This is a genomic window from Saccharothrix sp. DSM 118769 (genome assembly GCF_052936295.1).
In genome coordinates this window covers 5,156,844-5,178,596 of the sequence record NZ_CP193627.1, presented here as the reverse complement: position 1 = coordinate 5,178,596, position 21,753 = coordinate 5,156,844, and the positions used below count along the sequence as shown (strand labels likewise).

Genomic DNA, 21,753 nt, shown 5'->3' with positions numbered 1-21,753 from the left:
AACTACCCGGCATTGGGTGAAGTCCCAAGTCCCGTGTTCCAGATCGAACCGAAGCAGGAACGTCTGCCACAACCGATCCATCCGGGCCGCGGTGGGTGTGGCTTCCCGACCGGTCGTCGAGCACCAGAGCCACAACGGTTTCGGTGTCGCCGTACCGGGCAGGTGCTCGATGTCCAGCCGGATCACAGCGACTTCCACGACCGGTGACAACCGACCCGGCGGAGGGTGTGCGGACCTGCCGAAGGGGGTTCACCTCGGCAGCGGCCGGACGTCGGCGGTCACTCCCGCACGGACGGGCGATCACCGGCCTCTTCCATGCGCTGACCGCGGAGCGCGCGAAGCGCGTCGAGTGCGACCGCGGTGAGAACGCCGCGGCCGACACCGGCGCGGCCGAGCAACTCCATCCCCCGGGTGACGGCGACGAAGTAGAGCGCCAGCGACTGCACGTTCACGTCCTCCGCGAGATCCCCGTTCTCCCGAGCGTGTTCCAGGCATCGGGCGTAGATCCCGGCGAGCTGTTCGATGCCGGCCTTCGTGGCCGTCGAGAGCGGATCCTCCTCACCGGTCGATTCGACCAGCGCACGCGTGGTGAGCGAGACCCGCCGATCACTGCTGCTGAACTCGATCGCCATCGTGAGCAGGTGACCCCGAATTCGTTCTAGTGGCGAAGCGCCATCGTGCCCGAGCGCTTCCGAGACGGCGCGCGTCGCCTCCTCCCGATCCTCGGAGAGCGCCCGGAAGAACAACTCCCGCTTCCCGCCGAACGCGTTGTACAGGCTCTGCTTCCCCAGGCCGGTCGCCCGCACCAGGTCATCCAGTGTCGCAGCGGCGAGGCCGCGCACGGCGAACACCTCGCTGGCGTTGCTGATGACATCACTCTCGCGGAACTTGCGGGGACGAGGCACGTGAGCCAGCTTACGTTATTGACCATATGGTCAAAAACTTGCTAGCTTGACTGGGCGCGCATCGGAAAGACCACGTCGGAGGCGTCGTCGCCCTGGCGGACAGCGTCGTCACCCGACCCCGGGCCGCCCGCGAGCCCCTGGGCCCGCGCCGCCGCCCGGGCGGCGGCGACTTGTTCCCTACAGCGATGCGAAGAATCACAGGAGAGTAGAAGTGAAGAGCAACGAAGAGATCGTCCGCGAGGCGTACCGACTGGCGGAAGGGAACGTCCTCGACGGAGCCGGTTTTCACGCCTTGTTCACCGAGGACGGGACGTTCAACGACGTGCCGAATTCCCAGACCTTCCGCGGGGACCAGATCCCTCAGGCGTTGACGGGCCTCGCCGGCATTTTTCCCGACATCCACCGCGAACTGCTCGAAGTCCGCGCGCTCGGCGATGTCGTTGCCGTCGAACTGCGGATCCAGGGAACGCACCTCGGCGGGTTCCCGACCCCGATCGGCGACATCCGCCCGACCGGTAGGCGCATCGACATGCCGGCGGCGGACCTCTGGTACCTCCGTGAGGGGAAGATCGCTAGGTTCAACTGCTACAACGCGACGAGCGTGATGCTCGCCCAGATCGGAGCCGCCCCCGACTTCAAGTCGGCGATCGAGGCCGCCGAGACGGCTGCCACAGGGGTGTAGCCCCCGACCGGGAGGCGCCGGCGCGTCGGCTGTCCAGAACCCCCGCGCCGCGGAGCGGGCGGAAGGGATCGCACGACCTCGACCGATGCCGTCGTGCCAGTCGGTACGCCGGAAACACCGCTTGGACTTCCGGAGCGGTTTCGACGAGAACCGGTGCCCGGCAGGAGACCGGCGATGCCCTCGTCAGCCACGGCCACCACTGAGATGCCTCCATGACCAAGTCGTTTCCAACCGGGTGGTGCGGGCCGCAAGCGTAACGAAGCTCCTGGTGGACGACTTCCTACCAAGGGCGAGGCCATCGCCGGAAGCTTCGTTTGCTTGTCCACCATCAGAGGGGACGCGGGCGTAGCGCTTGACCGTGTTGAGCGACACGCCCAGGCGTCGCGCGCATTCCAACAGCTCGACGCCCTGGTCCAGCAGGCCGTGGACCGCGTGGTGACAACACGGTCCGGGCCACCACCTGGGCCCGCCCCGCACCGCGTCGTTCGACATCGGTCAGAAGTGCGTTCACGTGAAAACTTGCGTCGACACCAACGTCGCCATCGGCGGGGACGACGTTCTCGGCTTCATCGGAACCCCGTCGGTACCTTCACCGCCCGCTCGGCGCCACCTGCGGGGCCGGACATGGTCGGGGTACGGCCGTGCTGACCTGCGGATTCAACGATTCGCACGGCACTGGCAGCGGCGGCGACGGCGGCGGCTTCGGTTGGGAGGATGGCCACTCCGGCTGCCGCCGCCGAAAGCCACCTGCCCGGTTGCCCGGCCCGGTGGACGAACTGATCCGGCACTGCGCGGGCCTGCCACTGGCGCTGGGCATCGTCGCCGCCCGGGCGGAGGACCACCCGGTGGAGGAGTTGGTCGAGGAGCTGCGCGCCGCGCCGCTGGACGCGCTGGACCTCGGCGAGCGCGCCGCAGATCTGCGCACGGTGCTGGCCGGTACCTGCGGCGCGCTGAGTCCGGACGACCGCGAGGCGCTCACCGCGTTGGCGGACCGGCCAGGCGAAGTCAGGGGAACCGCCGCCACGAGGTACCGGTGTCACGTCCGGGCGCGGGCGGTACGTACAGGCGTTGATCACGCGGCGGATGGTTGAAGCGGCTGTGTGGTGGCCGGGTTCGAGCAGCTCGCCTCGGCGGAGTGCCGCGCCGAGGCGTCGGTACCGGCGGGGCGGGTTACAGAGCGGGCAGGAGGGTGGCCTGGTCGGTGGTGGTCCACTCCAGCATCAGCAGGGTGGCGTCGTCCTGGAGCTGTCCGCCCTGGTGGTCGAGCACGGCGCGCACGACGCGGCGCAGTGTCTCCGGGGCGGGCAGGCCGGCTGCCTCGTGGCGTTCGGTGAGGTCCACGAGCCGGTCCAGGCCGAACTGTTGGCCTCGCGGGTTGCGGGCTTCGACCACGCCGTCGCTGTAGAACAGCACCCGGTCGCCGGGTTCGAGCTGCTCGCGCAGCACGACGGGCTTGGTGGTGTTCATCTCGCCCAGGCCCAGCGGGGTGCGGCCGGGGGCGTCGAGCAGCCGCACCACCCGTCCGTCGCGCAGCACCGCGGGCGGCGGGTGCCCGGCGTTGAGGTAGTGCAGTTCGCCGCTGTCGAGTTCCAGGTGCGCCAGGAAGGCCGTGGCGTAGGAGTACGAGTCGGACGGGCGGTGCGCGGCGATGGTGTCGTCGGCCAGCTCGGCGGCGCCGACCAGGTCCGCGCCCGCGCGGCGGGCGTTGCGGGTCGCGGCCAGGGCGATCGAGGTGGTCAGGCCGGCGTGCAGGTCGTGGCCCATCGCGTCGAAGATCGCCACGTAGGCGCGGCCCTCGTCCACGGCGTAGTCGTAGCCGTCGCCGCCGACCTGGTCGTAGGGCTCCATCGCCGCGGCGATGACCACCTGTTCGCAGGCGAACACCTTCGGCGGCAGCAGCTGCCACAGCAGCTCGGAGGCCACCGACAACGGGCGGGTGCGCCGGACGCGGTGGAACAGGTCGCTGTAGAGCTGCTTGCTCAGCACCAGGTGCGCGACCTGCCCGGCCAGCGCCCAGCAGCGTTCGCGCAGTACGCGGTCGTGCGGATCGGCACCCGCGGGCAGGTCGATCCGCAGCACGCCGAGGCGCTCGGTGCCGTCGAGCACCGGCACCCACAGGTGCGCCGCCCCGTCCTCGGCCGTCGAGGCCGCGATCTCCAGCTTCGCGAACGCCCGCCCCGCCAGCGTCGCCTCGATCGACATCGACGTCCCGCCCCGCGGCCGGACCGGGCGCAGGTCCCGCTGCCCCAGGTCGACCAGGTACAGCTCCGCCGACATCCCGACCGACGCGGTCGCCTCGTCCAGGATGCCCGGCAGGCCGCCCGCGGTCGCCAGGTGCGACCGGTTGACGATCTGCGCGAACACCGCCTGCCAGCTGCGAGCGTCATCGAACACGGGTGAAGGGTAGGCGACGGCCAGGCGGGTTTCGCCGTCCGAGCCGGTGAGGGCGGGTGGCGGTCCGATCGCCCGATCGGACCGGACGCGGGTCAGCAAGGCGGCCACCAGACCCACTGCTGCGCACCCGCTGAGCACGCCGAGTGCTGCGATCCATTGACCTCCTGCGACGTAGGTACCGACGATCACCGTGATGACGGCGTTGAAAAGATTGGTGCTGGCCGAAATCCAGTTGTCGGCCTCGTTGCGGGAATCGACGGCAATCTTCTTGTCCACCAGTAGAAAGGTGTTGATGAAGATCGGCGCGACCAACAGGCCCGACAGCAGCAGCGCCAGTAGCTACAGCGGACGGACCGCCGCCAGGAAGCACGACGGTATCGCGAACCCGAGCCCTGAGCGGGGCCGACGTGGTCTCCGCCGGACCACCCCCGCTCGCGCAGGGAAGACGAAGTCCGCAGGCGGGGCAGCCAAGGGTGTCTGGACCACCCCCGCTCGCGCGGGGAAGACTCACGCTCGCCGCGGGCGAACGCGGTGCGCCCGGGACCACCCCCGCTCGCGCGGGAAGACAGGTTGAGGGCCGCGCCGGACACGGCGAGCCGGGGACCACCCCCGCTCGCGCGGGGAAGACGGTGTTCGCGGTGAGGGTGACGGCGTGGGCGCCGGACCACCCCCGCTCGCGCGGGGAAGACTGCCCGGCGCGGTTACCGCGGACGGACTGTCCAGGACCACCCCCGCTCGCGCGGGGAAGACACCGGGCGCAGCCAGTGCCTGTCGATCAGCTCCGGACCACCCCCGCTCGCGCGGGGAAGACCTGCCCGGTGGCGGCTACTACGGGCACACCAACGGACCACCCCCGCTCGCGCGGGGAAGACACGTTGGGCGTACCGTCCTCGTCGTCGCCGCTGGGACCACCCCCGCTCGCGCGGGGAAGACGGGTGCCATCACGGCCACGTCCTCGGGTCGATGGGACCACCCCCGCTCGCGCGGGGAAGACCCCCTCCCCGCCCTGGTGGTTTCCCGGGAGGAAGGACCACCCCCGCTCGCGCGGGGAAGACACTTCATGACCAGCGACTTTACAGGCCATGGTGTCCTTTTTTATTCGGTTCGTTCCAGTGTCGAATATCGGTGGTCGGGTGATGCGGCTGACGTCGGTCCTCTCGCGTCGTTCCCTGCGAAGTCAGCATGTTGAGGCGACGGACCGGCGATACGGTGTTCCGGCGGGTGATCGCCGATCCCGCTTTCGACAGTAACCTGCGCGGTCCACCCCCACTCCGACCCCGCGCCCACCCCACGGCAGCTCGGTCCCGACCGGCGGGGTTCGTCGGCCGCGTTGATCAGTTGGCCGCACTTGACCACGCCCTCACCGAGATTCCTCCGCGGATGACGGCAGCCGAGGACCGGTGGTAGGGCGGTAATCTCCGCGATTGGCGGGACCTGCGGGATTGGCAAGACCTGACTGGCCCAGACTTGGGCTCACCTCAACCTCTGTTCCCGTCCAACCCCGCCGATCGCCACCTCTGACGACGGCGCCCGCGATGCCCTGCAAGGCGACACGATCGCCAGTCGGCCATCGCCACCCCGTCTCCACTTCACGCAGCAGGACGCCTGGCGATGCCGCGCAGTTCGGCAAGCGTGATTTCCACCCGCCACCTGGACACACCGGTTGCCCTCGCCAGGGCGATAACACCGGGAGGCCGCCGTCCGGTCCCGCCGGCCTGCTCAAGCAAGTCGCGGAACTTGTCGCGAAGCTCCTTCCGTCCACGGTTCACAAGCGAGTCGCAGTCCCGGTCCGCCGCGAGGCTCGGCACCATGCGCTCACCCACGGTGACCTCCTCCTGGGGATCGGTCCCACCACGGAGGAGCGTGGGGTGCACGCGGCGGTGGGTGTGGACGGGCCGGTCACACCGCCGGCCGTGGTGGGAGGAATCCCGCATCCACGTGTTGGACCTGGTGCCAGAGCTGTTCGCCGTCGTCGCGGAACTCGCCGGTGGGCCGCAGCCCCACCCGCCGCGCGACGCCCTCGCTCGCCGCGTGCCCCGGCGCCACGTGCGCCAGCACCTCCCGCACCCCGCGCTCCCGCAGCCACGCCAGCACCCCGCCCACGGCCTCGGTCGCGTACCCGCGCCGCTGGAACGGCACGCCCACCACCCACGCCAGTTCGGCGGCCGGCCCGGCCCCGGTGGACCACGTGGTCGCCTGCACGGTGCCCACCGCCTCCCCGCCGGCCAGCACCACCCAGTTCAGCCACCCCTCCCGACCGTCGTCGGACACCGGCCGCTCCCACCGCCGGTACCGGCGCTCCAGGTCGGCCACGTCGGGCGGGTCGCCGCCGGTCACCTCGTACAGCGCGGGGTCGGCCAGCACCGCGGCCATCGCCGCGGCGTGCGCCGCGCGCACCGGTTCGAGGCGCAGGCGCGCCGTGCGCACCTCCGCGTCACCGGGCCACCCGCCGGGCACGACGGGGGTCACCGCGGGGCCGTCGACGTGTCGTCACGAATACGCACGGTCACCATGCTCCTCCCGGTCACCACCCACCGGGCGGGCGCGGCGTCGCTCATCATGTGGATCTCCCCGGTACCGGGCAAGATGCCGGGGTGCCGGAGAGTCGACCACGGGCCGAGCTGCTGTTCCCCGGCGGCAGCGAGATGGCGGGGCGGATGCGCGCCCACCCCTGGCCGGGGGGCGCGGGACCCGACACGTGGCCGGCGACCCTGCGCACCGCCGTGCGCATCTGCCTGACCTCGCGGTTCCCGATGATCGTCTGGTGGGGCGAGGAGCTCACGTTCCTCTACAACGACGCCTACCTCCCGCTGCTCGGCGGCAAGCACCCCGCCCTGGGCAAGCCGGGGGAGCGGGTGTGGAGCGAGATCTGGCCCACCATCGGACCGATGCTGCGGTCCGTCATGGACTCCGGCGAGGCCACCTGGTCCGAGGACCTCCTGCTGCCGATGGCGCGCCACGGCTACTGGGAGGAGACCTACTGGACCTACTCCTACAGCCCCCTGCACGACGACGACGGCGTGGTGCGCGGCGTGTTCACCGCCGTCAGCGAGACCACCGAGCGGGTCGTCGGCGAACGGCGGCTCGCCGTGCTCCAGGACCTCGGCGCGCTGGCCGGCGGGGCGCGCGGCGCCGTCGAGGCGTGCGAGCTGGTGGCGCGGGTGCTGGAGCGGTCGAGCCGCGACGTGCCGTTCGCCGCGATCCACCTCGCGACCGGCGACGACCGCGAGGACGAGCCGGTGGCCACGACCCCCGCCGGGGCGCGGGTCGACCAGCCGTGGCCGGTCCGCGAGGTGCTGCGCACCGGCCGGCCGGTCGTGCTGCGCGACCTGGCGGGCGAGGTGCCGGCCGGCGACTGGCGGACCCGGCCCACCGAGGCCGTCGTGCTGCCGCTGCCCGGTGACGCGGGCGGCGCGCCGGTCGGCGCGATCGTGCTGGCGGCGGGGGCCGCGCGGGCGCTGGACGAGGCGTACGAGTCGTTCCTCCAGCTCGTGGCCCGGCAGACCGCGTCCCTGGTCAACGGCGCGCTCGCCTACGAGGCCCAGCAGCGGCGGGCCGAGGAGCTGGCCGAGCTGGACCGCGCCAAGACCGCGTTCTTCTCCAACATCAGCCACGAGTTCCGCACCCCCCTCACCCTGATCATGGGGCCGGTGGCGGAGCTGCGCGACCGGCTGCCCGCCGACGACCCGGCCCGCGAGGAGCTGGAGGCCGTGCACCGCAACGGGCTGCGGCTGGGCAAGCTCGTCAACACCCTGCTCGACTTCTCCCGCATCGAGGCCGGTCGGCTCCGGGCCCGCTACGAGCCGCTCGACCTGGCCGCGTTCACCACCGAGCTGGCCGCCGTTTTCCGCTCCGCCGTGGAGCGCGCGGGCCTGGCCTTCGAGGTGGACTGCCCACCCCTGGACCGGCCGGTGCACGTGGACCGCGAGCTGTGGGAGAAGGTGGTGCTGAACCTGCTCAGCAACGCCCTCAAGTTCACGTTCGACGGCTCGGTGCGGGTCGTGCTGCGCCAGGACGGCGACCACGCCGTGCTGACCGTCGCCGACACCGGGGTGGGCGTGCCCGAGGCGGAGGTGCCGCGGCTGTTCGAGCGCTTCCACCGCGTCGGCAACACCCGCGCCCGCTCCCACGAGGGCAGCGGCATCGGCCTCGCGCTGGTCCGCGAGCTGGTCGGCCTGCACGGCGGGGTGGTCACCGCGACCAGCACCGAGGGGCGGGGCACGGCGTTCACCGTCCGCCTGCCGTTCGGCTCCGCGCACCTGCCCGCCGACGACGTCGTGCACCTCGCCGGTCCCGTCACCGTGTCGGCCGCCGCCGAGCCGTTCGTGCGGGAGGCCCTGCGCCTGCTGCCCGCCGACGACGCCGCGGCCGAGGTGGACGGCCCGCTGCCGCGGCACGTCCCGGCGGCGGGCGACGAGGGACCCGCCCGCGTCCTGGTCGCCGACGACAACGCCGACATGCGCGACTACCTGCGGCGACTCCTCGCGCCCGGCTACCGCGTCACCACCGCCGTCGACGGCCGGGCGGCGCTGGACGCGGCGCGCGCGTCCCCGCCGGACCTGGTGGTCAGCGACGTGATGATGCCCCGGCTGGACGGGCTGGAGCTGGTCGCCGCGCTGCGCGCCGACCCGCGCACGGCCGGCGTGCCGGTGCTCCTGCTGTCCGCGCGCGCCGGGCAGGAGGCGTCCATCGAGGGCCTGGACGCAGGCGCGGACGACTACCTCGTCAAGCCGTTCTCGGCGGCCGAGCTGCTGGCCCGCGTGCGGACCACCGTGCGGCTGGCGCGGCTGCGCAACCGCCACGCGGCGTGGCGCTCGGCGCTGATCGACTCGTTGCAGGAGGGCTTCTTCGTCTGCGACGAGCACGGCGCGGTCGTCGAGGTCAACGCCGCGTTCACCGACATCCTCGGCTACGGCCCCGAGGGGCTGCCGTACGCGCCGCGCCACCCGTGGTGGTTGGCGCCCGGCGCGGAGCCCGAGGCGCTGGCCCGCGCCGACCGGGCCGTCTCCCGGATGCTGGAGGAGGGCCGGGGGGCCGCGACCATCCCGGTGACCCACCGCGACGGCCACCGGCTGTGGGTGGCCGCCGCGTTCAGCCGGGTCAAGGACCCGGACACCGGCCGGCAGGTGATCGTCGGCACGTTCCGCGACGTCACCGCCCAGCACTACGCCGTGCAGCGCGACCTGGCGCTGGCGGCGCTCAGCGTGCGCCTGTCGCGGGCGGACAGCCTGGGCGAGGCGGTCCGGGGCGCGGTGGACGAGCTGCGGTCGCTGTGGGACGCCCGGCGCGTCCTGGCCGTCGCGGTGGCCGCCGACCCGCCCGAGGTGGTGGCCTCCGACGGCCCCGCCCGCTGGGAGGACCTGCCCGCCGCGCTGCGCGACGCCACCCTCGCCCTGGGCGCCGGACCCGCGCTGACCACCCGCGTCGACGGCACGGGCGCGGCCGGCATCGCGCTGGACCACCCGCGCGGCGCGCTCGTGCTGTGGATCGACCTGGGCGAGCACCGGCCGTGCTCCGCCGAGGACCGGACCCTGCTGGCGCTGCTGGCCGGCCACCTCGGGCAGGGCCTGCACCGGGTGCACCAGATGGACCAGCAGCGCGAGACGGCGCTGGCCCTCCAGCGGGCGATCCTCGGCCCGTCGCACCTGCCCGACGGCTTCGCGGTGCGCTACGAGCCCGCGACGCGCCCGCTGAAGGTCGGCGGCGACTGGTACGACACGATCGGGCTGCCCGACGGGCGGATCGGCATCGTCGTCGGCGACTGCGTGGGCCACGGGCTGGAGGCGGCCACCGTGATGGGGCAGCTGCGCAGCGCGTGCCGGGCGCTGCTGCTGCGCGACCCGTCGCCGGCCCAGGCGCTCGGCGCGCTGGACCGGTTCGCCGCGACGCTGCCGGGCGCCCTGTCCACGACCGTGTTCTGCGCGGTGCTCGACCCGGCCACGGGCGAACTGGTGCACTCGGCGGCCGGCCACCCGCCCGGCGTGCTCGTGCACCACGACGGCACCACCCGCCTCCTCGACGGCGGCCGGTCCATCCCGCTGGCCGTGCGCCCCGACCGGGCGCGCACCGAGGCGCGGACCGCCGTCCCCGGGCGCTCGACCCTCGTGCTCTACACCGACGGCCTGGTGGAGCGCCGCCGCCGCGCGCTGGACGACGGCATCGCCGACGTGGGCGCCGTCGTGCGGGACGGCCGGGCCGCCTCGGTGGACGCCCTCGCCACCCGCCTGATGACCGACCTCGCCCCGCCCGGCGGGTTCGAGGACGACGTGGCCCTGCTCGTCTACCGGCACCCCGCGCCGCTGACCGTGGACTTCGCCGCCCACACCGCGCAGCTCGCCCCCGTCCGGCACGCCCTGCGCGCCTGGCTGCGCAGCTGCGAGCTGACCGAGGACCAGGAGCACACCGTGCTGCTCGCCGCCGGCGAGGCGTGCGCGAACGCCGTGGAGCACGCCTACCGGGGCGGCGCGGACGGCACGGTCCGGCTGCGGGTGTCCCTCGACGGTGACGAGCTGCGCCTCACCGTGGCGGACGGCGGCCGGTGGAGGGCGCCGCGGGTGAACACCTACCGGGGACGGGGTATCCCGCTCATCCGGGCGTTGATGCGGGACGTCGCCGTCCACCACGGTGCCGCCGGCACCACCGTCGAGATGCACACGAGGATCACATGACCGATCTGACCGTGACCCACTCCCGAGGGGTCGACGGCTCGCCGACGCTGACCGCGACCGGCGAGATCGACCTGTCCAACGTCGCCGAGTTCGCCGACGCGCTGACCGAGGGGCTCACCGCGGGCACACCGCTGACGGTCGACCTGACCGGGGTCGACTACCTCGACAGCGCGGCCCTCAACGCCCTGTTCGCGCACGCGGAGGACATCCGCCTCATCGCCGGCCGCCTGCTGCTGCCGGTCCTGCGCATCTGCGGGCTGACCGAGCTGACCACCGTCGTGCAGCGCTGAAGCCGTTCACCCGACGGCGACCCGCAGCCCGCGCAGCTCGTAGCCCGCGATGTCCTCCTTGAACGACACGGTCGGCGTGCCGAGCGCGCGGACGCCGTCGACCGAGAGCAGGCGGTGCAGGAAGACGTCCGCCTCCAGCACCGCGATGTGCGAGCCGGGGCACCGGTGCGGACCGTCGCCGAAGGTCAGGCCGGTCGGCGCGCCGCCGCCGGACACGGCCCGGCCCGGGCGCAGGGTCAACGGCGCGTCGCCCACCGCCGCCGGGTCGACGTTGGCGGTGTCGAGGTGGACGTGCACCAGCGCGTCCTCGGGCACGGTCGTGCCGCCCACGGTGACCGGGGCCGTGGTGCGGCGGCGCACGTGGCCGATCACCGGCTCCAGGCGCAGCACCTCGTGCAGCACGGCGAGGCGGCCGGGTTCGTCGGCGGCCAGGTACCCCGCGCGCAGCGCGTCGTCGGTGAACAGGTGCCAGGCCGCCACGACGATGAACTCGCGGGTGGTGACCATGCCCGCCGCGGCGAAGGTCAGGCACTCGCCGAGGACGTCGCCGGTCGAGCAGCCCTCGTCGAGCAGGTGGGACACCAGGTCGTCGCGCCGGGCGGCGCGGCGGGCGCGCACCGCCGGGAGCACGTCGGCGAAGTACACCGCGAGCCAGCCGACGGTCTGCCGGGTGATCGTGCGCAGGCCGGCCAGGCTGGTGAACCCGGGCCGGCCGAACTTCTCCGGGAAGAACCGCTCCAGCCGGGCCTGGATGCCCGGCCTGCTCTCGGTGAGGCCGAGGACCGCCGAGGTGACGTCGATCGCCACCCGGAAGGCCAGGTCGGCGAGGTCGAGGACGCCCTCGGCGCGCAGTCGCGCGACCTGCTCGTCCGCGACCCGCTCCATGATCGGCCGGTAGGTCTCGTCGACCCGGCGGGGCGTGAAGAACCGCGCGGTCTGCCTGCGGTCCTCGCGGTGCTCCGGGCCGTCGCGGTAGAGCACGGGGCGACGGATGTGCGACGGCATCTTCTCGACGGTCTCGATCCCCAGCCCCGCCTGCACGGTGCCGCCCGCGCGCAGGAACGCGCGGCCCTCCTCGTAGCCGGTGATGCGCCAGACCCCGTCGGGGTCGAGCCGGACGGGGCAGCCGACCACCGGCTCGCCGCGGTCGACCTTGCGCGCCGCCTCCTGGGTCACGGGTCCTCCCCCCGAACGGGAACACCGACGAGCCTAGGGGGCGTCCCGGCCCGGCCACAGACGCCGATGGGGCGTCGTGCGGCCGTCAGGCCGTCAGGAGGAGAGCGGCTCCTGGAACAGCAGGGCGGGCGCGGCGCCCGCCCGGCGGGGCGCGGCGGGCGCGGGCAGCGAGATCTCCACGACGGCGTCGTCGTCCGCGACCTCGTCCTGGACGGGGGCGGGCGCCGGCGCGGGCGCGGCGGCGGGCACGGCCAGCTGCTGCTGCACCTGGTTCACCCACAGCAGCCACATGGCCTCGTCGCGGTGACCGCGGTACTCGGCCTTGAGGCCCGCCAGCGACCCGCGCACGCGCGCGGCGAGCACGGCGTTCTCGCGCACCGCGACCCAGATGGCCCGCGCGCCGGCGTCGCGCGTCTGCACGAGGTGCCTCACCTCGTCTGTCAGGTCGGCAGCGGACAGGCCCGACCACGCCGCTGCGATCTTCTGTGCCTTGGTCACCCCGTCATCCTCTCCGACCGGGTGGTCCGGACAACGCATTGACGAGGTGTAATCAACATCTCGTTTTCACCGGAACGAGGTCGGCGAACGGCCTGACCGGCACAGATCGTGACCGCCGCGGCACGGGCGGCTCACTGCTCGACGTGCTGCGTCACCGTTCCGCGCACGAAGTACCGCTGCGCCACGAGGAACAGCAGGACCATCGGCACGGTCGCGATCGTGCTCGCCGCCAGCACCAGCTCCCACTGCTCCTCACCGCCCTCGCCGAAGCGGTCCAGCACGGCCTTCAGGCCGCGCGGCACCGTGTACAGCTCGGTCTCGCGCAGGTAGATCAGCGGCTTGACCAGGTCGGTCCACGCGGCCTTCAGCTCGAACACGAACACCACGACCAGACCGGGCCTGGCCAGCGGCAGGGCCATGCCGGTGAACAGCCGCCACGCGCCCGCGCCGTCGACCTTGGCCGCGTCGAACACCTCGCGCGGCAGGCCGAGGAAGAACTGGCGCAGCAGGAAGATGTAGAACGCCGAGCCGAACAGGTTCTGCGCCCACAGCGGGACCTGGGTGGTGGCCAGGCCGAGCGCGTGCCACTCCAGGTACACCGGCACCATGGTGACCGCGCCGGGCAGCATCATCGTCGCCAGCACGACGCCGAACAGCGCGTCGCGGCCGGGGAAGCGGAACATCGCGAAGCCGAACGCGACGAGCGCGCTCGCCACCGTGGCCGACGCGGCGGCGGCCAGTCCGATCGCGACGCTGTTGCCGATCCACGTCGTCAGCGGCACCGCCTGCCACACCTCGACGTAGTTCCGCGGCGAGAACGGCCGGGGCAGCAGCGCGTTGTCGAACACGTGCGCCCGGTCCTTCAGCGACGCGCTGACCAGCCACCAGAACGGGTAGCCGAACGCCAGCGTGACGACCAGCAGCCCCGAGACGACCCCTGCGCGCTTCACGGGCGCTCACCCTCGTTGTGGACGTACCGCCTCGACACCCGCACCTGCACGAACGTCACCACCGCGATCACGACGAACAGGAACCAGGCCAGCGCGGAGGCGTAGCCCATCCGCAGCGACCCGAACGCCTCCTGGAACAGGTGGATGACGTAGAACAGCGCCGCGTCGCCCTCGGCGGACTGCTTGGCCCGCGCGCCGAAGTACATCGCGTACGCCTCGGTGAACACCTGGAGCGAGGCGATCGTGTTCACCACCACCGTGAAGTAGACCGTGCCGCTGATGCCGGGCAGCGTCACGTGCCAGAACTGCCGCCACGGCGACGCGCCGTCCAGGCGGGCCGCCTCGTAGCGCTCCAGGGGAACGCGGGTCAGCGCGGCGAGGTAGAGCACCGCCGTGCTGCCGACCGTCCACAGGCTCATCACCACCAGGCCGGGCTTGATCCACGCGGGGTCGGTCGTCCAGTTCGGCCCGGTGAACCCGAACCAGGACAGGAACTCGTTGACCGCGCCGTTCTGCCCGTTGAGCAGCAGCAGGAACAGCGCGGCCAGCGCCACCGGGGGCGTCATCACCGGCAGGTACACGATCGTGCGGAAGAAACCCGCCGACCGCCCCGCCCGGCGCAGCAGCGACGCGAGGCCCAGGGCGAGCGCGACCTGCGCGGGCACGTGCAGGGCGGTGAAGAACACCGTGTTCCACAGCGCCGTGCCGACCCGTTCGTCGGCGACCGCCTCGCGGTAGTTCTCCAACCCGACGTAGGTGGGCGGCTTGAGCATGTCGTAGTGCGTCAGCGACAGCCAGAGGCTGTAGAGCATCGGCCCCGCGGTGAACGCCAGGAACCCGATCACCCAGGGCAGCAGGAACAGCCACCCGGCCCGCGCCTCGCGCGCGGTCACCGTCCTCGCGGCCACCGCGTCACCTCCCGCCCGCGCGCCGGAGGGCGCGTTCGGCTTCCCGCTGCGCCTGGGCCATCGCCTCGCCGGGCTCCTGGCCGCCGGTGAGCACCCGGTTCACCGCGCCCTCCCAGGCGCGCACCAGCTCGCTCGCCGCCGGGCTCGGCGGCATCGCGAACGCCGCGTCCTGCAACGCCAGGACGGCGGGCACGCCCCGTTCGAGGATGCGGTTGCCCTTCGGGTCGAACACCTCGCCGAAGATCCGCTCGTCGGCCTCGCGGTTGGCGGTGAACGTGCCGCCGTAGGGCTTGCCCGCCTTCGCCAGGGCGTCCCGGCGGGCGGTCGCCGCGGTCACCCACGTGTCGGTCGCCGTCATCGTGGCGATGAAGCGGCACGCCGCGTCCGGGTGCCGCGACCCCTTGGGGATCGCCCACGCCTGCCCTCCCAGCTCGGTCACCGGGCGGCCCTCCCGGTCGGTGAACGGCGCGACGCCGACGTCCGCCTCGGGCGAGTTCGCGGCGAGCGTGCTGAGGTACCAGGAGTCCATCGGCATCGCGGCGAGCTGACCGGTCGCGTACTGGTTCGCCGCGCCGAACTGGTCGAAGGTGTCGCGGAACGCCTTGAACGACGCCCAGCCGCCCTGCCGCTCGACCAGGTCGGCGGCGAACCGGACCGCCTCCACCACGCGCGGGTCGTCCAGCCGCACGTCGAGGCCGTCGTCGCCGACGAGCCGCGCACCGTTGGCGGCGGCCCACATCGGCAGGAACTCGGGCACCTTCGGGTCGAAACCGATGCGCTGGAGCCTGTTCCCGTCGCGGCGCGCGAGCCGGTCGGTCAGCGCGGTCAGCGCGCCCCAGTCCGTCGTGGACACCGAGGCGGGGTCCACGCCGGCCTCGCGCAGCACGGTGTTGTTGAGCATCAGCAGGCGGACGCCCGCGAAGTCGGGCAGCCCGTGGACCTGCCCCCGGTAGGTGACCTGGCGGACCGCCGCCTCGCGGAACCGGCCCACGTCCACGCCCTGCTCCCGGACGCAGTCCTCCAGGCTCTGCACCGCGCCGCGCGCCGCGTACCCGCCGAGCTTGCGGCGTTCGGCGTAGACCAGGTCGGGCGGCTCGCCGGCGGCCACCGCGGACAGGAACTGCTGCTCGTCGAACGCGCCCTCGACGATCCTCAGGTCCACCCCGGGGTTGGCCTCGCGGAACACGGCCACGCGCGCCGTCGCGTGCTCGTCGGGCAGCCCGAAGCCCATGGTGACCAGGGCGTTGGGCGCGTCGCCCGGGGAGGCGCCCACCCCGCCGCACCCGGCGGCCACCAGGCCCAGGACCGCGGTGAGGATGACCAGGTGTCCGCGCACGACCGCCCCCTTGAGGTCGAGAACCACGCGATCCGGTTGCCCTTTTCCACGACCGGTACACAAAGTTCGCTCGGACGGCCCAATCCGATGATCATCGGGTCACCCGATCGTGGGGCGTAGTCGCAGGTCAGCGCGGGAAAACAGGCACGGTGGAACTCCTGGGCATCGACCCCGCACGCGTGACCAAGGGCCTGCTCGGGTGGGCGCTGACCCCGTTGGAGCAGGTGACGCGGCGGGAGCGGCGCAACGTGTGGTCGTGCCCCGGGCGGCTGCACATCGAGGCGCACGGCGTGCGCGGCCCGCGCGGGCAGCGGGTGGCGCGCCGGGTCGAACGCGCCCTCGAAGAGCACCCCGGCGTCCGCTGGGCCCGGGTCAACGCGCCGTCCGCGCGCGTGGTCGTGGCGGTGGCCGACCCGCCGCCCGCCACCGCCGAACTGGTCGCGCTCGTCCAGCGGGCCGAGGCCGAACCCGCCACCGAGGACGAGCGCCTGGTCGAGGACGAGCTGCACCACCCGGCCGACGGCCTCAAGGGCACCCGGCTGCTGTCCGCGCTGGCCGCCGACGCCGCGGGACTCGCCCTCGCCGCCGTCGCCAAGGTCGCGCCGTGGGCACCGCTGCCCGCCGAGCTGACCGCCCTGACCTCGGCGATCGACCTGCACCCCGACCTGCGCGACCTGGTCGCGGACCGCCTCCAGGGGCGTGAGCGCGCGGACACGGCGAGGTCGGTGGTCGCCGCGCTCGTGCACGGCCTGGCGTCGCGCAGCGAGGGCACCCTCCTCGACGTGGCGCAGCGCGTGCAGCAGTGGCGCGAGGTCCGCGCGCACGAACGGGCGTGGTGCGCCGCCGAGGCGGACCTGATCAAGGGGCCCGAGGACGCCGAGGCCGAACCGGTCGTCGCGGAGCGGCCGGCGCCGTTCCCGGAGGGGCCGGTCGAGCGGTACGCGCGCCGGGCGATCGCCGCCGGCGTCGCGGCGGGGGCGGCGGCCGTGCCGTTCACGGGCCCGCGCCGGGCGGCGGCCCTGGCGGTGGCGAGCCTGCCCAAGGCCCCGTCGGTGGGGCGTGCCGCGTTCGCCGCCGGCCTGGGCCGCGTGCTGGCCCGCCGGGGAGCCCTGGTGATGGACCGCTCCGTGCTGCGCCGGCTGGCCGGGGTCGACGTGCTGCTGCTCGACGACGCGGCCCTCGGCTCGGGCCGCTCCACCCTCACCGACCTGATCCCCATCTCCACCCCCGAGCAGCCCACCGCGGACCCCGCCGGTGCCGCTGCCGCCGCTGACATCACCACCGCCGCCGACCCCACCACTTACCCCGCCGCCACCCATCCCGCCGCCGCTTACTTCGCGACCGCCGCCGACGCTGCCGTCAGCCGGGCCGCCGTCGGTCCTGCGACCGCCGCCGATGCGGCCGGCTCTGCGATCGCCGCCGGTCCGGCCGACCTCGCGACCGCCGCCGGTGCAGCCGGCCGCGCCGCCGACTCCGCCCCCGACGCGGACGACGAGACCTCCGCCCTTGCCGCCGATGCGGCGCCCGACCTTGCCGCCGCCGAGGCACCCGGCCCTGCCGCTGGCACGGCACTCGACCTCGCCCCCGACGCGGCACCCGGCCCTGCCGCCGCCGAGGCATCCACCCCCACCACCGGCGAACTCGCCGAGCGGGCGTTCGCGCTGTTCGACCCGACCGACCCCGCGGCGGTGCGGCGTGACGGCGACTGGGCACTCGGCCCGCTCGACCGGCTCGGCGTGACCGGCCACGACGCCGAGCGGCGCGCGCTCGCCGGGCACGCCGCCGTGCTCGGCCTGGTCGAGGGCACCGCCCTGCGCGCCCTGCTGGGGGTCGACGCCGAGTGCACCCCCGCCGTCGACGCGCTCGCCGCCGCCGCCCGGGACGCCGGGCTGCGCGTCGTGGTCGCCACCGACCGGGACCGCTGCCCGGTCCGGTTCGCCGACGACGTGGTGCCGTCCGGGCACGGCCTGGTGGGCGCGGTGCGCGGGCTCCAGGCCGACGGGCACGTGGTCCTCGTCGTGTCCGACGACCGCCGGGCCCTCGGGTCGGCGGACTGCGGCGTCGGCGTGCACCGGAACGGTTCGCCGCCGCCGTGGGGCGCGCACGTCGTGGTCCGCGACCCCGACGTGGCCGTCCTGCTGGTCGAGGCGGTGCCCGCCGCGCGCCGGGTCGACCGCGACGGGCTCCTGCTGGCGAAGGCGGCCACCGGCATCGGCGCGGTCGGCGCGCTCGGCAGCCGGGAGGGCGTGCCCGCCCAGCGCGCCTCGCGGGCCGTCGACGGCGCGTCCGCGCTGGCGTTCGCGGACGGCGTGTGGCGGGCACGCGCGCTGGAGGGGCGGGACGTCCCGTGCATGCCGGGCACCGAGCCGTGGCACCTGATGCCGGTGTCCGCGGTCCTGGAGCGGGTCGGGTCGCGGCCCGGCGGGCTCACCGGGCGGGAGGCGCAGCGCAGGCTGCGCACGTCCTCCGGCACGGGGTCGGTCGGCACGAGCCTCGGCGCCGCGTTCCTCGCCGAGCTGGCCAACCCGCTCACACCCGTGCTGGCGGGTGGCGCGGCGCTCTCCGCGGCCGTGGGGTCACCGGTCGACGCGGCGCTCGTGGCGGGCGTCGTCGGGGTGTCCGCGCTGATCGGCGGCGTGCAGCAGGTCGTGACGGACCGCGCGCTGGCCGGTCTGCTCGCGCGGTCGGCGGTGCGGGCGACGGTGGTGCGCGACGGCCGGGACCAGGAGCTGACCTCGGACGACCTCGTGGTGGGCGACGTGGTGCGGCTGGTCGCCGGCGACGTGGTGCCCGCCGACTGCCGGCTGCTGGGGGGCGACGGCGTGGAGGCCGACGAGTCGTCCGTGACCGGCGAGTCCCTCCCGGTGCCCAAGGGCGTCGCGCCGGTGGTGGCGGCCGACCTCGCCGACCGCTCGTCGATGCTCTACGAGGGCACCACGGTCGCCGCCGGCGAGGCCCTGGCCGTCGTCGTGGCCACCGGCGACGCCACCGAGGTCGGCCGCGGCATGGCGGCGGCACGACGGGCCAGGCCGACCACCGGGGTCGAGGCGCGGCTGGCCGAGCTGACCCGCCGCACCATGCCGGTCGCGCTCGGGTCGGCCGCCGCGGTGACCGGGCTGGGCCTGCTGCGCGGCGTGCCGCTGCGGCAGAGCATGGGCGCGGCGGTGAACCTCGCCGTCGCCTCGGTGCCCGAGGGCCTGCCGTTCCTGGTCAACGCCGCCCAACTGGCCGCCGCGCGCAGGCTCGCCGAGCACGGCGCGCTGGTCCGCAACCCGCGCACCATCGAGGCGCTGGGGCGGGTGGACGTGCTGTGCTTCGACAAGACCGGCACGCTGACCGAGGGCAGGCTCGCCGTCGGCCTCGTCGACGACGGCCGCCGCACCGCCGCCCCCGGCGTCCTGGACGACGGGTTGCGCGAGGTGCTGGCCGCCGCCGTGCGCGCCACGCCGTGCGCCGACGACCCGGCCGACCTCGCCCACCAGACCGACCGGGCCGTGCTGGAGGGCGCGCGCTCGGTCCGGGTGGGACCGGGGGAGGGGTGGGTGCCGGTCGACGCGCTGCCGTTCGAACCGTCGCGCGGGTACCACGCGGTGCTCGGCGCGTCCGGGGTGCTGAGCGCGAAGGGCGCGCCCGAGGTCGTCCTGCCGCGCTGCGACCTCGACGCCCGCACCCGCAGGCGGCTCGACGCCCGCGTGCACCGGCTCGCCGCGCGCGGCCACCGCGTGCTCGCCGTCGCCGAGCGCACCGGGTTCCGGCGCGACCGCGTCACCGACGACGACGTGCGCGGGCTGCGGCTGGTCGGATTCGTCGCGCTCGCCGACCCGGTCCGCGAGGGCGCGCCGCCCGCCGCGGCGGCCCTGCGCGCGGCGGGCGTGCGGATCGTCATGATCACCGGCGACCACCCGGCGACCGGCGAGGCCATCGCGACCGAGGTCAACGGCGACGGCCCGGTCACCGTCGTCACCGGCGCGCAGGTCGACGCCCTCGACGACGAGTCGCTGGACGCGCTGCTGGACACCGCCGACGTCGTCGCCCGCTGCACGCCCGCGCAGAAGGTCCGCATCATCGAGGGGTACCAGCGGCTGGGCCGCGTGGTCGCGATGACCGGTGACGGCGCGAACGACGCCCCCGCGATCCGGCTGGCCGACGTGGGCATCGCCCTGGGCGGTCGCGGCACCCCGGCCGCCCGCGCCGCGGCCGACCTGGTCGTCACCGACGACCGGTTGGAGACGATCGTGGCCGCCCTGGTCGAGGGCCGCGCGATGTGGGCGTCGGTGCGGGAGGCGCTGGCGATCCTGCTGGGCGGCAACCTCGGCGAGATCGCGTTCAGCGTGCTCGGGTCGGCGCTGACCGGCCGCTCGCCGCTGACCGCCCGGCAGCTGCTGCTGGTCAACCTGCTGACCGACCTGGCGCCCGCCATGGCCATCGCGCTGAGCAGGCCGGACGGCGAGTCGGTGCCGGAGCTGCTGCGCGAGGGGCCGACGTCGTCGCTGGGGTCGGCGCTGACCCGGGACGTGACCGCGCGGGCGGTGACGACGACCCTCGGCGCGACCGCCGCGTGGGCGGCGGCGAGGGTCACCGGCCGGGCGCGCCGGGCGAGCACCGTGGCGCTGGTGGCGCTCGTCGGCACCCAGCTGGGCCAGACCCTGCTGACCGGCGGCGCGGACCGCGCGGTGCTGGCCGCGAGCCTGGGATCGGCCGCCGCGCTGGCCGGGGTGGTCCAGACGCCGGGCGTGAGCGGTTTCTTCGGCTGCACCCCGCTGGGGCCGGTCGGCTGGACCATCGCCCTGTCCAGCGCCGCCGCCGCCAACCTCGCCGGTCTCGCCCTGACGCCGCTGCTGCGCGGGGACCCCACCGCCGACCAGTAGCACCGCGCGGGTGCTGCGGCGACGTCGGGACCGGCCGGGTCAGGGCAGTGACGAGGGCAGGCCGAGCAGCGCGAAGTGCTCGGCCCCGATGAACGACACCACCTCGGCGACCCGGTCGCCGCGCAGCCCGAGCACGGTGACCGCCCACGCCTCGTGGGGCCCGGCCGATCCCGGCCGCCGCAGGTAGCAGCCCACCGCGGGCTGCCCGTTCGCGCTCGTCGGCAGGTGCCGCCACGAACCGCACCCCGTCATCGGGACCCGCACCACGAAGTCCATCACCGCGTCCACGCCCCGGTACCAGTGCGGCAGCGGCGGCATCGACCAGGTGACGTCCTCGGTGAGCAGCGCGACCATCGCGTCCGCGTCACCGCGCTCCAGCGCCGCGCAGAACCCGGCCACGACCTCGCGCAGCCGCACGTCGCCGACGCGGTGCAGCGACCGCTGCCCGCCCACCGAGGGCGCCTTCTCGGCCACCACCCGGCGGGCGCGGGCCAGCGCCGAGTTCACCGACGTCGTGGTCGTGCCCAGGGTCTCGGCGATCTCGGCCGCCGAGAACCCCAGCACGTCGAACAGCAGCAGCGCCGCCCGCTGGTTGCCCGGCAGGTGCTGGAGCGCCGCCACGAACGCCAGCTCCACGGCCTCGCGCCGGGCGACCGCGCCGTCCGGCCCGACCACGTCCGGGTAGGGGCCGAGCCACGCCACGTCCGTGCGCGGCGCGTCGTCCGGCCGGGCGCGCTCGCTCGACGGGCCGAGGTCGACGGGCAGCGCGCGCCGCGCCCGGCTCGCCACCGCGTCCAGGCAGGCGTGGGTGGCGACGGTGTAGAGCCACCCGCGCAGCGAACCGCGCCCCTCGAACCGGGCGAAGCCGCGCCACGCGCGCAGCAGCGCGTCCTGGAGGGCGTCGTCGGCGTCGTGGGCGGAGCCGAGCACCCGGTAGCAGTGCGCGTGCAGCTCCCGCCGCAGCGGTTGCACCAGACGGGTGAACGCGGCGGTGTCGCCGGCCCGCGCGCGGTCCACGTCGGGGTCCTCCGGGACGGGTGCCGGAAAAACTTCGCTCACGACCGACGATTCTGCCCGA

The 21,753-nt window shown here is 74.5% G+C and carries 15 protein-coding genes and 1 CRISPR repeat array; of the genes, 5 read left to right on the top strand and 10 right to left on the bottom strand.

Translation table 11 applies throughout. The features are described from left to right. Positions 1-278: 278 nt before the first annotated feature. On the bottom strand, positions 279-905 hold the full coding sequence (locus ACRAKJ_RS22265; RefSeq protein WP_438919888.1) for a TetR family transcriptional regulator: 627 nt from the start codon (positions 903-905) through the stop codon (positions 279-281). 211 nt (positions 906-1,116) lie between these two features. On the opposite strand from ACRAKJ_RS22265, the gene ACRAKJ_RS22260 reads away from it, so the two are divergent. Further along, positions 1,117-1,587 (top strand): nuclear transport factor 2 family protein, encoded by a 471-nt coding sequence (locus tag ACRAKJ_RS22260; protein ID WP_438919889.1) that lies wholly within the window; start codon positions 1,117-1,119, stop codon positions 1,585-1,587. A 641-nt stretch (positions 1,588-2,228) separates the two neighbouring features. Then, on the top strand, positions 2,229-2,678 hold the full coding sequence (locus ACRAKJ_RS22255; RefSeq protein WP_438919890.1) for a hypothetical protein: 450 nt from the start codon (positions 2,229-2,231) through the stop codon (positions 2,676-2,678). 79 nt (positions 2,679-2,757) lie between these two features. On the opposite strand, the gene ACRAKJ_RS22250 is transcribed toward ACRAKJ_RS22255, so the two are convergent. The 3 genes from ACRAKJ_RS22250 to ACRAKJ_RS22240 form a co-directional block, all read right to left on the bottom strand. Continuing rightward, complete coding sequence (locus tag ACRAKJ_RS22250; protein ID WP_438919891.1) at positions 2,758-3,981, bottom strand: SpoIIE family protein phosphatase; 1,224 nt, start codon at positions 3,979-3,981, stop codon at positions 2,758-2,760. A gap of 419 nt (positions 3,982-4,400) precedes the next feature. Beyond that, a CRISPR array of direct repeats spans positions 4,401-5,036; the repeat unit is 28 nt; unit sequence GGACCACCCCCGCTCGCGCGGGGAAGAC. A gap of 534 nt (positions 5,037-5,570) precedes the next feature. Continuing rightward, a complete protein-coding gene (locus tag ACRAKJ_RS22245; RefSeq protein ID WP_438919892.1) occupies positions 5,571-5,804 on the bottom strand; it encodes a hypothetical protein in 234 nt (77 codons plus the stop codon). 76 nt (positions 5,805-5,880) lie between these two features. Next, complete coding sequence (locus ACRAKJ_RS22240; RefSeq protein ID WP_438919893.1) at positions 5,881-6,450, bottom strand: GNAT family N-acetyltransferase; 570 nt, start codon at positions 6,448-6,450, stop codon at positions 5,881-5,883. 125 nt (positions 6,451-6,575) lie between these two features. Between ACRAKJ_RS22240 and ACRAKJ_RS22235 the strand changes: the two genes are divergently transcribed. Together ACRAKJ_RS22235 and ACRAKJ_RS22230 are read left to right on the top strand one after the other, a co-directional pair. Beyond that, positions 6,576-10,649 carry a SpoIIE family protein phosphatase gene (locus ACRAKJ_RS22235; RefSeq protein ID WP_438919894.1) on the top strand — a complete coding sequence of 1,358 codons (4,074 nt, stop codon included), beginning with the start codon at positions 6,576-6,578 and terminating at the stop codon, positions 10,647-10,649. Further along, positions 10,646-10,939, top strand: coding sequence for an STAS domain-containing protein (locus ACRAKJ_RS22230; RefSeq protein ID WP_438919895.1), 294 nt, complete (start codon positions 10,646-10,648; stop codon positions 10,937-10,939). The genes ACRAKJ_RS22235 and ACRAKJ_RS22230 overlap by 4 nt, the downstream gene beginning before the upstream one ends. Positions 10,940-10,945: 6 nt before the next feature. Here the strand turns inward: ACRAKJ_RS22230 and ACRAKJ_RS22225 are convergent, their stop codons facing one another. The 5 genes from ACRAKJ_RS22225 to ACRAKJ_RS22205 all read right to left on the bottom strand — a co-directional run bounded on the left by ACRAKJ_RS22225 (position 10,946) and on the right by ACRAKJ_RS22205 (position 15,807). Further along, positions 10,946-12,115: a cytochrome P450 gene (locus tag ACRAKJ_RS22225; protein ID WP_438919896.1), complete on the bottom strand. Its 1,170-nt coding sequence runs from the start codon at positions 12,113-12,115 to the stop codon at positions 10,946-10,948. A gap of 93 nt (positions 12,116-12,208) precedes the next feature. Next, positions 12,209-12,613 carry a hypothetical protein gene (locus ACRAKJ_RS22220; protein WP_438919897.1) on the bottom strand — a complete coding sequence of 135 codons (405 nt, stop codon included), beginning with the start codon at positions 12,611-12,613 and terminating at the stop codon, positions 12,209-12,211. Positions 12,614-12,744: 131 nt separating this feature from the next. Further along, the gene (locus tag ACRAKJ_RS22215) at positions 12,745-13,563 is read right to left on the bottom strand and encodes an ABC transporter permease subunit (RefSeq protein ID WP_438919898.1); all 819 of its coding nucleotides are present in this window, start codon (positions 13,561-13,563) and stop codon (positions 12,745-12,747) included. Beyond that, positions 13,560-14,471 (bottom strand): ABC transporter permease subunit, encoded by a 912-nt coding sequence (locus ACRAKJ_RS22210; RefSeq protein WP_438919899.1) that lies wholly within the window; start codon positions 14,469-14,471, stop codon positions 13,560-13,562. Before ACRAKJ_RS22210 ends, ACRAKJ_RS22215 begins: the two co-directional genes overlap by 4 nt. Before the next feature lie 4 nt (positions 14,472-14,475). Then, positions 14,476-15,807, bottom strand: a complete 1,332-nt coding sequence (locus ACRAKJ_RS22205) for an extracellular solute-binding protein (protein WP_438919900.1) — start codon at positions 15,805-15,807, stop codon at positions 14,476-14,478. Positions 15,808-15,956: 149 nt separating this feature from the next. Between ACRAKJ_RS22205 and ACRAKJ_RS22200 the strand changes: the two genes are divergently transcribed. Beyond that, positions 15,957-20,675, top strand: a complete 4,719-nt coding sequence (locus tag ACRAKJ_RS22200; RefSeq protein WP_438919901.1) for an HAD-IC family P-type ATPase — start codon at positions 15,957-15,959, stop codon at positions 20,673-20,675. Between the two features lie 39 nt (positions 20,676-20,714). On the opposite strand, the gene ACRAKJ_RS22195 is transcribed toward ACRAKJ_RS22200, so the two are convergent. Next, on the bottom strand, positions 20,715-21,734 hold the full coding sequence (locus ACRAKJ_RS22195; protein ID WP_438919902.1) for a sigma-70 family RNA polymerase sigma factor: 1,020 nt from the start codon (positions 21,732-21,734) through the stop codon (positions 20,715-20,717). Positions 21,735-21,753 lie beyond the last annotated feature (19 nt).